This window comes from Poseidonibacter sp. (assembly GCF_041821165.1).
GTDB lineage: Bacteria > Campylobacterota > Campylobacteria > Campylobacterales > Arcobacteraceae > Poseidonibacter.
Window position 1 is genome coordinate 15,582 of record NZ_JBGUES010000015.1, and the last position, 11,499, is coordinate 27,080.

Below are 11,499 nucleotides of genomic sequence, written 5' to 3' on the forward strand. Positions count from 1 at the left end.
TAATTTAAAAAAAATATGCTATTATAAATGAATAAAAAATGAATAATATAAAAGGTCAATCATTGCTTAGAATATTAGTTTCTCTTCTTGTCTTCTTTAATATTTGTACTGCTAATAATATATTTATACCATTACCTACTGAGATAGAATATGATAAAGCAAAAGTTGAATTAGGGAAAAAACTATTTTTTGATCCAATTTTATCAAAAAATAATGATATTTCTTGTGCTTCTTGTCATGGCAATTATGGTGTTGATAATGAAAAATTTAGTATTGGAGATAATCAAACCGAAGGATTTATAAATACACCTACTGTTTTTAATTTAGAGTATAATCTAGCATTTTTTTGGAATGGTAGAAGTGAAACACTAAAAGAACAAATGATAGATGGTCCTTTATTTGCTAAACATGAAATGGCAAATGATAAAACTACAATAGAAAATAGACTAAAACAGTCTCCTGAATATATACAGCTATTTTTAAAAGCATACTCTTTAATGCCAACATTTGATAATATGTTAGATGCAATTGTTAGTTTTGAAGAAACATTAATCACTCCTAATTCAAAATTTGACCAATATTTAAGAAATGAATACAAATTAACTCAAAAAGAAGAAAATGGAATGGACTTATTTTTATCTTATGGTTGTGTTTCTTGTCATAATGGAATTAATTTAGGTGGAAATTCATATCAAAAATTTGGAACAATTATAGAGTACAAAGATAGTTCTGTAAAGTGGGCAGATAGAGAAGATGTTACAAAAAATATTAATGATAAAAATATTTTTAGAGTTCCAAGTCTAAGAAATATTGAAAAAACTGCTCCTTATTTTCATAATGGACAAATAAAAACCCTTCAAAATGCTATATATATTATGGGTTATCATAATGTTGGAATTGTTATGGCAAAAAATGAAGTAGAAGATATTGAAGCATTTTTAAAAACTTTAACAGGTGAGATTCCTAAAACATTTATATTGGATAATTAATTATATGAAAAATTTTGATTTTAAAAGTGTATCGATTGTTGTATCTTCTTTATTAGTTTTTTTTATGGCAATTGACTTTAAATCAAAGTTGTCAAGTTTTAATAGTAGTTACTATAGTGCTACGAGTATGGTTCATGAGCTAGAAAATACATGGCATAAACATATTAATATTTTAGAAGAGTCAATTATTCTTTTACATTTCAATAATGATAAATTAGTTACACATAAAAAAATTGCAAAAGAAAAAGTTTCAGAATTAAATAAAAATGTAGATATTAAAAATACATTCCCTTTATTATATGATAAATTTGATAATTACTTAAAAGAGTATAGTTCTCTTGATCTATTAACAGAACGATTTATTAGAAGTAATTCTATGATAAAAAACTCTATATTAATTCTTGAAAAAAGATTATATGATTTAGGTACTTATGATGAAGAGTACAGAACAAATTTTTTAGATATGTTATTAACAGTTAAAAATGCAAAAAACAACTATGTAAAAAATGGTAATATCACTGAAAAACAGTTTAATTACTTTAAAAACAATATTAATAATGATGAATATAAATTAAATTTTGCACATATAAACTTTTTATATAATGAAATACCAAAATTTCATAAATCATTTAATACAATAAAAAAGAGTAATATAACAAATATTATAGATGAAATGTTTATTGCTTTGGAAAAAGAATCTAAAGTTATAAAAGAAAAAATGCAAACAGAATTTATTATTATCATGTTTGTATATCTTATATTTTTAATTATTCTTTTACTACTTATTTTAAAAATAAAAAAAGATTCTCATAGTTTAGTAAATTATCAAAAACAAAAAGAACTGAGTTTAAAAACTGATGATTTAACACAATTACCAAATAGAAATGCTTTTAACTATGATACAAGAAATAATGATAAGTATTCAGTAATTCTTTTAGATATAGTTGATTTTAGTAATATTAATTCAATTACTGGATATCAAGGTGGTGACCATATTTTAAAAAATGTTGCCGATGTTATAAAAGAAGCAAAAACGCATAATGTAAACTATAAAAGAGTATATAGAGTAGGGGTTGACCAGTTTGCAGTTGTTATTGATTCAAAAGATGTAACTGTTTTAGATAGTGTATCTTTAGGTTTAATAAGTGAAATTGAAAATACAATTTTTGACTTTAAAGGTTTTGAAGTTCCTGTTTATATTCAAGCTGGAATTACTCAAAAAAAGCCATATCTAAAAAGTGCAGAATTAGCTATTGCTCAAACAAAAAATAGTTTTGAAAAAGTTTCTTATTATAATGATGATATTGATATTAAACAAAATGCTGTAAAAAATATTGAAATGTTATCAAAAGTTAAAGAAGCAATAAAAGATAATAGAATTAGACCATTTTTCCAAGGTATCGTTGATTTACAGACAAAAGAACCTGTTAAATATGAAGCTCTTGTACGTCTTATAGATACAGATGGTAGAGCAATTTCTCCCTATTTCTTTTTAGAACTAACTAAAAAATCTAAGTTGTACTCTAAAATCACAAATATTGTAATTAAAAAGTCAATTGAGTTTATTAGACAAAATAATATTTCTGTTTCAATTAACTTATCATTTCAAGATATTAATAATGCTTCAACATTAACATTTATTTCACTTTTATTGCAAACAAATAAAGATATAGCACATCTTATAACTTTTGAGATATTAGAAAGTGAAGAAGTTCAAAATTATGAAAGTATATTTAAATTCGCAGAATTAACTAAAGAGTTTGGTTGTAAACTAGCAATTGATGACTTTGGAAGTGGTTATTCAAACTTTACACAATTATTTAAAATGAAACCAGATATTTTAAAATTAGATGGAAGTTTAATTAAAGATATTCATATTAATGATAATTCAAAACATACAGTAGAAGCAATGATTTTTTTAGCTAAAAAATCAAATATTCAAACAGTAGCTGAGTTTGTTGATAATGAGATTATTGATAAAATGATTACAGAGCTTGGAATAGATTATGGTCAAGGTTTCTATTATAGTGAACCAAAAGATTTACTAAAAGAAGAAGAATAAACTTTATTCTTCTTCTTTACATAATAGAGAAATTATTTCATCTTGGTTTGAACAAAAATTCCCATTTTTCTCAATTAAAAATAAATCTCTAGCCATTCCTTTAATAGTGTGAAGTTTAGCACTTTCAATCTCTACATTAAAATCATCAAAAACTTTTGCAATATATGCAAATAAACCTTTTTGATCTTTTGCAACTACATTCATAGAAGCTAAATATGCTGAATGATTACAATTTATTTTGATATCTTCTTTTTTTATAATAGGTGTTTTAAGTTTTGTTGTTTTTGTCATATCAAATGAATTTTTTATTACATTTTCAATAAATGGTAAATCTTCATCATCAATTTTTTCTGTAAATGAGATATAAAATGCTTTTTTATTATCATAAAGTTTAAAAATATTCATTGACGCAATATTTAAAAATTCAAGTTTTCCAAGTAGGAAACCTAAATTTAAAGGTACCTTTCTAATAATTCTAATTGTTAAATGAGTTGTATTCATAATCTTATAAATATAATCATCAACATCTTTAGCTTTAATAGCAATATCTAAAATATCTGTAGCTTTTAATCGTAAGAATATTTGATTTGAAGCGATATACATGATTTTCTTTTTTACTATATTTGGAAGCTCTTTATATCTTTCTAGATTTTTAATTGTATTTTGTTTTGCAACTCTTCTTGCACTTTCATTTAATAAATTTTCATCTTCAAAAGCTGGTAAGGATTGTAAATATAGCTGATGTAATAATGATGATATTGAACTATTATATGCCGTTTTTGATACAGCTGAAATATCACAATAAGAAACTACATATAACATTTTTAAAGCAAGTTTTGTTTTTACTAAACCAGTAAAATTTAAAATAGCTTTTTGTGAGTAAATATCATCATGAGTTGCTACATAAGACATCATATTGTGATATCTAATTAATCTTGCACCAAGTTGGATATATTTTTCATCAAAACCAAAAGATGCAGTCATACTTTTAAAAAGTTTTTCTCCAACTATATGATGATCAATTGTTCTACCTTTTCCTATATCATGAAATAAAGCCACAAGCCTTACTATTACTTGTTGTGGATGTGTTAATGAATCAAATACAGCTTTTATCTCTTCATCTTCAATATATTGTGCAAATTTTAAAGTTCTAATTGAATGAACATCAACAGGATGTTGATGGTAACCATCAAATTGTGGTTGGTCAATAATCTTTTTTGTACTTGGTAGAATTGCTTGAAATAATCCAGCGTTATAAATTAGTTTAATTACTGGATAAAGCTCTTTTTTATACAGTAATGCTTTGATATTTTTTCTTAGCTCTTTTGTTTGTGTACTTGGTAATTTAGATTTACTAGCATAATAAATATAAGATCTATCAAATCTCATCACTGTAGATGGTAAGTCAATTAACTCTTTTATTAAAGAATTTAATGTTTTAGACTTTGCATTAAATGATGTATAAAGTGTACCATCAATAATATATAGATTTTTTTTATATTTATAATCTTTTAATTTAGTAATATTTTTTGAATCAAATAAAATATGTCTAGTGAATTTTTTTGTCATAGTTACAGAAAAACTATGAATTGTATGCATTGAAGATAATAATTTTGCCATACATTGACGCTCTTTTGTATGTCTTGGTAAATTTTTAAAGCCAAGTTTTGTACTTAAATCAGGCAATATATCAAATGTCACTTGATCTTGTTTTTTTCTTGCAATATTATGTAAAGCATTTCTAACTCTAAAAATAAACTCTAAAGATTGTCTATATTTTCTATACTCTTCTTCTGTATACTCTTTTCCAATTAGATTTCTTGTATCAGTTGTACCATATAAGATATTTGCCATCCAAAACATCATATTTGATTCTCTAATTCCTCCAAAACCTTCTTTTATATTCGGTTCCATTTTTAAAGGGTATTTTAGTAATCTTTGTTTATGCTCTTCAAGTTTTTCTAATACAAACTCTTTTTGATTTGTTTTTCTAATTAAAGCAAGAACATTTTCATATCCAAACCATAAATATTTTGAACCAAAAATAAGTCTTGATTCAATTATAGAACTTTTAATAGTTACATCTTTTTCAACACCAATTGCTATTTCTTTTAATTCATGTACTCTTGAACCTAGTTTTAAACCACAATCCCATGCTAAAGTAATAAACTCTTCCATGATTTCTTTTAGATTATAACCCTTAGTATCTTCATATAAAATCATAATATCAATATCAGAATAAATACAAAGTTGTTCTCTACCATAAGAGCCAAGTGCAATTAAACTAATAGGAATTGATGTACTCATAGGTTGATATGAACCAAAATTTTTACGTAAGATATATTTATATAATAAAATTAGAAATTTGTCAGTATGTTTTGTATGTTTAATGAAAAAATCTTTTCCGCCAGTTGTTTCTAATGTAGTATCAATTGAATTTAGATAGTTTTTAAAATATGTTTTTAAAACTTTTGATATTTCAAAATCACTTGCTTTTTTTGATATTAGTTCTTCTACTTGTAAATTTAAATCATTCATAATAACTCTTTATGTATTTCTAGCTTCTTTCTTAGTGTAATTCTATTTAAGCCTAAGTGTTTTGCAACTTGTACTTGTGATTTATATTTTTTAGTTGCTGCTTTTAATAATGGTACCTCAAATAAATATAATAAATCTTTATATGAATTTTCACCCTCTAAATGCTCTGATAAATATCTCTCTTGAAACATTAAAATCTCTTCTTCACCTATTGTTTCAAAAAGATAAGAGAAGTAAATAGATTTTCTTAAAGAGTGAGTATTCTTAGATATATTTGTAATTAATTTATTTGAAGATATTACTTCCATATCCAAAATAATACTTGCTTCTTTTGAAAACTTTTTAATTAAGCCTTTTGTATCTAATTCTCTTCTTTCTAAGTTTGGAATTTCAAGATTAATTGAAAAGATTTCTTTTAATTTTTTATTTAAATTATCATTGTTTGATATAGCAATAATTCGTATACTATTTATATCTAACCAATTTAATAATAAGTCAATATTTGTGATTTCATGTATTTTATCAATAATTATTGCATCATTTTGTATATTTAATACATCATCAATTATATCTTGCTGTAAGGATTTAGCTTCAAAAATTTCTGAATGAGGAAGTATAAATTTGGCTAATGCTTTTTTACCAACGCCCATAGAACCAGTAATTAATGCATTTACATTTACTGCTTGTAAGAGTCTTGCTGAGTTTAGGATTTCTTTTGAAACTTCATCTTGTGCTATATATTCTGACATACTTCTAACCTTTTAATATAATCAAATTATAAGAAAAATTTGCTAATTACTTACATTATACTGTATATTTTTAATATTTCTAAGCTAAATTGTATAAAAAATAAACAATACATAATTAACTTATTTTATAATTAAATTTTAGATAGAATGCGTTTGTAAAAATATTATTTTTTATTAAAGGTTCAGATTTTCATGCAAAAAAAATTTTACAGACTTACTACTATTGTGATTTTTCTAATCATTTCTATTTCAACAGTAATTTTCACAAGTGATTTTATAATAAAAAAAGAGAAAGAGTTTTTAGAAAAAAAATACAAAAATATTGCTATGAGTATACATGATAAAATAAACTCTTTAATTCTAAAAAAGAAAAATTCTACTTTAGCACTTACAATTACACTTGCTAATAATAACTACATTTTAGATAAATTAAATAATATTGCAACAAAAGATAAGTTAAAAGAGTTATCTTTACTTTTACGAGAACAAACAGATTTTAAAAATGTATGGTTTCATGTTTTAGATAATAAGGGTGTTAGTTTATATAGAAGTTGGACGGATCATAAAAATGATAGTATGATTAATAAACGAAATGATATTGCTGAAATGATTAAAAACCCAAAAATCCAAAGTACTATTAGTGTAGGGAAATACGATATTAGTTTTAAAGCAATGGTTCCTATTTATGAAAATGATAAATTTATAGGTATTCTTGAATCAATTACTCATTTTAATTCAATTTCAAAAAGTATAAGAGAAAGTTCTAATGTTGAACCAATTATAGTTGTACAAAAAGAGTATACAAAACAATTAAAAGAAAAATCATTTACAAATATTTTTTTACAAGATCACTATATAGCTAATTTATCTGTAAATAAAAATCTAATAAAACGTTTAGACAATGAAGATTTTGAGTCTCTTCTAAATGTAAAAGATTATATTATAAAAGATAATTCATTACTTATAAATACACCTATTATCTATAATAATAAAAAACTAGCAAGCTTTATCGTTTGTAAAGAGATTGATAAAATTGATTTAACTTATATAGAAAACTATAAACGAAATATGTTTTTATATTTAGCTTTATTTATTATAGTATTAGGATTAGTTCTTTACATAATTAGCTATTATTTATACTCAAAAGAACTTAAAAAAGTTTATACAAAATTGGATTTAAAACGAGAAGAGTTAGCAAATCTAAATGATTCATTAAAACAAACAGTTGAAGAAGAAGTTTCTAAAAACAATGAGAAAAACAATATCTTATTTCAACAAAGTAAAATGGCTGCAATGGGAGAGATGATTGGAAATATCGCTCATCAATGGCGACAACCATTATCTTTAATTACAACAGCAGCTTCAGGAATGAAGTTAAAAAAAGAGTTTGGAATGTTAAGTGATGATGAGTATAAAAGTTCTTTAAATAGTATCTTAGGTGCTGCAAATCATTTATCATCAACAATTGAAGATTTTAGAAATTTCTTTTCACCTATTAAAGAAAAAAATAGTTTTATTTCAAATGATTTAGTTGAAAAAGTTTTTAAGTTATTAGGAAAAGAGTATTCAAATAAGAATATTAAAATAGTTAAAAATATTCAAGATTTTGAAATTTATTCTTTTGAAAATGAGTTATTACAAGTAATTATAAACTTACTAAATAATTCAAGAGATGAACTAATTAAAATAGAAGATATATCTAAAAGATTTATTTTTATTGATTTATTAAAAGAAAATGAGAACTTTATTTTAAGAGTAAAAGATACAGCAAATGGTATTCCTTTAAATATAATGGAACGTATTTTTGAACCATATTTTACAACAAAACATAAATCAATGGGTACAGGTATTGGACTTTATATGACACAAGAAATAGTAGAAAAACATCTAAATGGAAAGATTCTTGTAAGTAATGAAACTTTTACTTATGAAGACCAAACATTTAAAGGTGCATTATTTGAGTTAAGAATTCCTATTGAAAATGAATAGGAATTCTTAAAAGTTTACTTTTGTTTTTTATTTGAAAAATAGATAAATGTTGTAAGTGAAATTAAAATTAATGCAATTCCTGCAATTAAATAAAATGCATTTATCATTGATTCATAGTTATTTAGAGCAATTTTAAATACAACAATAAGTGCTTCAATTGATAAAGCAATAATAATAGTACTTAAAAACTTTGTTAAAACTTTTGTTTCGACTCTTGAGTTTCTAGAATAAGATTTAAAAAATACCTCTTGTTCTAAAATAGTTTTAGCCAAATCAAAAATAGCAATACTTAATGTTAATGCAATAATTGGTTTAAAAATCATTTCTAAGGATATATCACCTTTAGCAAAAACATAATACGCAAAATCATAAAGCGAAAATAGTATTGTCAACATTGCTAATATCATCATTGAAAATCCAGCAACAACATAAAAACCTTTTGTTACAGTATGAAATGGTTTATGCAACTCAATAAGATTTAACTTTTCTAATAAAATATCAATTTTAAAATCTAGAAATACAATTTCATCATTTTCTTTTATTGTTACAGTTATACAATTACTTCTTGTTGCTGAACTAATATAAGGTTTAGAAAAAGCCATATTTGTATCTTTAAACTCTAACTTTGAAATAAGATAGGCTCTATTTTTATCTTTTGCTTTTGTATCAATTGATTGTCTATAATAGTTTGATGATACTTGAAGTTTAGTAGTTTTATTTACTAAATAAACTAATTCAAGTGATGGGAATATTCTAAATAATTCTTCAAAATTTTGATTTTTTTGCGAAGATAAATTTCCTATGTTTTTAATACTTTCTTGTAAAAAAAACTCAATCTCTTCTTTATGTTGATTATAGATTTCTAAAAACTCTTTCATGCTAATAATCCTATATTATTTTTAATTATTATACTATTTTGAAAAATAAAATGATACTTTTTATGGTTAGTTTATAAACACATGGTTAATTTTTAATTGTTTTTTAGAATGAATCATTTTATATTCAATATTATTATATAAAGTAAGTTATATATATACTCAGTTATGATATAAATATACTTTAAATTATTTAAGGCTTTATTATGAATATAGATGAACTAAATGACATTATAATACTTTCAAAAAAACTTAATCTTATTTATATTGTAAAAGACAATACTAATAAGGATAATAAATTAGACTATTTTAAAAGTTTTTTTAATAATGTGATTTGTGTAGATGATGGATATAAAGCCTTAAAAGAGTTCGAAAATCAGTCGTTCTCTATTGTAATTACAGATATAGAAATTAAAGGTATTTCAGGTTTTGATTTAATTGAATGCTTTAAAAATATTGATGAAAATATCATTTCTATAATCTATACAAATAATGAAGATAAAGAGAGTTTTCTAAAAACTATTGATTTAGAAATTGATGGTTATCTTCTTAAACCATTTATTGAAAATGAGTTTTTTAAGATTCTTTACAGATCAATTAAAAAAAGTATAATAAAAAAAGAAAACAAAAAAATTAAAAAAGATTTAAAACTTTTAAAACAATACAATGAAGTAATTGATAAAAGTACAATAATCTCAAAAACAGATACAAAAGGTCGGATTACTTTTGCAAATGATAATTTTTGTAAGGTTTCTGAATATTCAAGAAATGAACTACTTGGAAAAAACCATAGAATTGTAAGACATCCTGATAACCCAAAAGAGTTATATACTGATTTATGGAATACTGTAAAAAACAAAAAACAAGAGTGGACAGGAATCCTTAAAAATCTAACTAAATCTGGAAAACCATACTATGTAAAAACTACTATTAAACCAATATTGGATTCAAAAGGAAAGATAATAGAGTACATTGGTGTAAGAGATGATATTAGTTCAATTATGAGTGATAGAAAACATTTAAATGATAAAATTGACTCAACAGATTTATCTTTATTAATTCTTATTCAAATTGAAGAGTTTGATATTTTAGATAAGTTTTACAACATCTCAACTGTTGATAAAATAGAAAAAATGTTTGGTTATAATATTTTAACATACCTTCCAAATAATTTTATTTTTGAACATATTTATAATTTAGGTAGTGGACAATTTGCACTTTTAACGAACTTTTTTGATTTTTTCGATGCAAATATAAATTTAAATAAATATTTAGAGCATTTTATTAAAAATGTTAAAAGCTCAGTTTTATTAATTGATGAAATTGAGTATGATTTAAATATTGTAGTTAGTTACTCTTTTGGAAAAGACCATTTATTTGAAGATGCAAAATGTGGTTTACTTCAAGCTATAAATAAAAAAGAGCTAATTAAATATGCAAATGATTCATCAATAAAAGAGCATATTGAAGCTAAGAAAAATATGGAAATTATTAAAATGGTTAAAATAGCTCTTGATAACTATAAAATAATTTCTTATTTTCAACCAATTATAAATAATAAAACAAAAGAAATAGAAAAATATGAATCTTTAGTTAGATTAGTGGATGAAACAGGAAGCGTTTTATCTCCATTTTCATTTTTAGATGTATCAAAAAAAGGAACATATTATAATAAAATCACGCATCGTGTTTTAGAAAATTCATTTAAAATATTAGAACACATATCAACGAAGATATCAATAAATCTTTCATCTTTAGATATTGAAAAAGAGCAAACACGAATCAAACTTTTTGAGCTTTTAGAAGAGTATAAAGATGATGCATCAAGAGTTGTTTTCGAGCTTTTAGAAGATGAAGAAGTAAAAGACTTTGAGATAATTAAGAAGTTTATAAAAAAAGTAAAAGCAATGGGTGTTCAAATTGCAATAGATGATTTTGGTGCAGGATATTCAAGCTTTGAAAGATTATTAGATTTTGAACCAGATATTTTAAAAATAGATGGCTCTTTAATTAAAAATATTGCCAGTGATGAATATAGTAAAAATGTAGTTGAAACTATAGTGTCTTTTGCAAAAAAACAAAATATACAAACAATTGCTGAATATGTTGAAAATGAAGAAATCTATAATATTCTTTATGACCTTGGAGTTGATTATTCTCAAGGTTATTATTTTGGAAAACCAGAAAATATAAATATAAATAACTCAATAATCTAAACTCTCTAATAAAAAAATACTTTCCTAAAAAGTTTAATTGGTTGGAAAATAACCAATTGGCTTTTTTTTATACAATTTATT

7 protein-coding genes are annotated in these 11,499 nt (G+C 23.2%); 4 read left to right on the plus strand and 3 right to left on the minus strand.

The window, feature by feature from the left end; all coding sequences use genetic code 11:
• Positions 1 to 38 precede the first annotated feature (38 nt).
• Together ACERKK_RS02745 and ACERKK_RS02750 are read left to right on the plus strand one after the other, a co-directional pair.
• Complete coding sequence (locus ACERKK_RS02745; protein ID WP_373771544.1) at positions 39 to 989, plus strand: cytochrome-c peroxidase; 951 nt, start codon at positions 39 to 41, stop codon at positions 987 to 989.
• Between the two features lie 4 nt (positions 990 to 993).
• The gene (locus ACERKK_RS02750) at positions 994 to 3,051 is read left to right on the plus strand and encodes an EAL domain-containing protein (RefSeq protein ID WP_373771545.1); all 2,058 of its coding nucleotides are present in this window, start codon (positions 994 to 996) and stop codon (positions 3,049 to 3,051) included.
• 3 nt (positions 3,052 to 3,054) lie between these two features.
• On the opposite strand, the gene ACERKK_RS02755 is transcribed toward ACERKK_RS02750, so the two are convergent.
• On the minus strand, positions 3,055 to 5,589 hold the full coding sequence (locus tag ACERKK_RS02755; RefSeq protein WP_373771546.1) for an HD domain-containing protein: 2,535 nt from the start codon (positions 5,587 to 5,589) through the stop codon (positions 3,055 to 3,057).
• On the minus strand, positions 5,586 to 6,338 hold the full coding sequence (locus ACERKK_RS02760; RefSeq protein ID WP_373771547.1) for a Fis family transcriptional regulator: 753 nt from the start codon (positions 6,336 to 6,338) through the stop codon (positions 5,586 to 5,588). The genes ACERKK_RS02755 and ACERKK_RS02760 overlap by 4 nt, the downstream gene beginning before the upstream one ends.
• A 192-nt stretch (positions 6,339 to 6,530) precedes the next feature.
• On the opposite strand from ACERKK_RS02760, the gene ACERKK_RS02765 reads away from it, so the two are divergent.
• The gene (locus ACERKK_RS02765) at positions 6,531 to 8,327 is read left to right on the plus strand and encodes a sensor histidine kinase (protein ID WP_373771548.1); all 1,797 of its coding nucleotides are present in this window, start codon (positions 6,531 to 6,533) and stop codon (positions 8,325 to 8,327) included.
• A 14-nt stretch (positions 8,328 to 8,341) separates the two neighbouring features.
• Here ACERKK_RS02765 and ACERKK_RS02770 read toward each other — a convergent pair whose 3' ends face one another.
• The gene (locus tag ACERKK_RS02770; RefSeq protein ID WP_373771549.1) at positions 8,342 to 9,205 is read right to left on the minus strand and encodes a hypothetical protein; all 864 of its coding nucleotides are present in this window, start codon (positions 9,203 to 9,205) and stop codon (positions 8,342 to 8,344) included.
• 203 nt (positions 9,206 to 9,408) lie between these two features.
• Here ACERKK_RS02770 and ACERKK_RS02775 point away from each other — a divergent pair, with 203 nt between their 5' ends.
• Positions 9,409 to 11,418 carry an EAL domain-containing protein gene (locus ACERKK_RS02775; protein ID WP_373771550.1) on the plus strand — a complete coding sequence of 670 codons (2,010 nt, stop codon included), beginning with the start codon at positions 9,409 to 9,411 and terminating at the stop codon, positions 11,416 to 11,418.
• Positions 11,419 to 11,499 lie beyond the last annotated feature (81 nt).

What these genes read in the sequence shown, in the direction of transcription:
- ACERKK_RS02765 (WP_373771548.1), top strand. Translation starts at nt 6,531, where the DNA reads ATGCAAAAAAAATTTTACAGACTTACTACTATTGTGATTTTTCTAATC.
- ACERKK_RS02760 (WP_373771547.1), bottom strand. Translation starts at nt 6,338, where the DNA reads ATGTCAGAATATATAGCACAAGATGAAGTTTCAAAAGAAATCCTAAAC.
- ACERKK_RS02770 (WP_373771549.1), bottom strand. Translation starts at nt 9,205, where the DNA reads ATGAAAGAGTTTTTAGAAATCTATAATCAACATAAAGAAGAGATTGAG.
- ACERKK_RS02745 (WP_373771544.1), top strand. Translation starts at nt 39, where the DNA reads ATGAATAATATAAAAGGTCAATCATTGCTTAGAATATTAGTTTCTCTT.
- ACERKK_RS02755 (WP_373771546.1), bottom strand. Translation starts at nt 5,589, where the DNA reads ATGAATGATTTAAATTTACAAGTAGAAGAACTAATATCAAAAAAAGCA.
- ACERKK_RS02750 (WP_373771545.1), top strand. Translation starts at nt 994, where the DNA reads ATGAAAAATTTTGATTTTAAAAGTGTATCGATTGTTGTATCTTCTTTA.
- ACERKK_RS02775 (WP_373771550.1), top strand. Translation starts at nt 9,409, where the DNA reads ATGAATATAGATGAACTAAATGACATTATAATACTTTCAAAAAAACTT.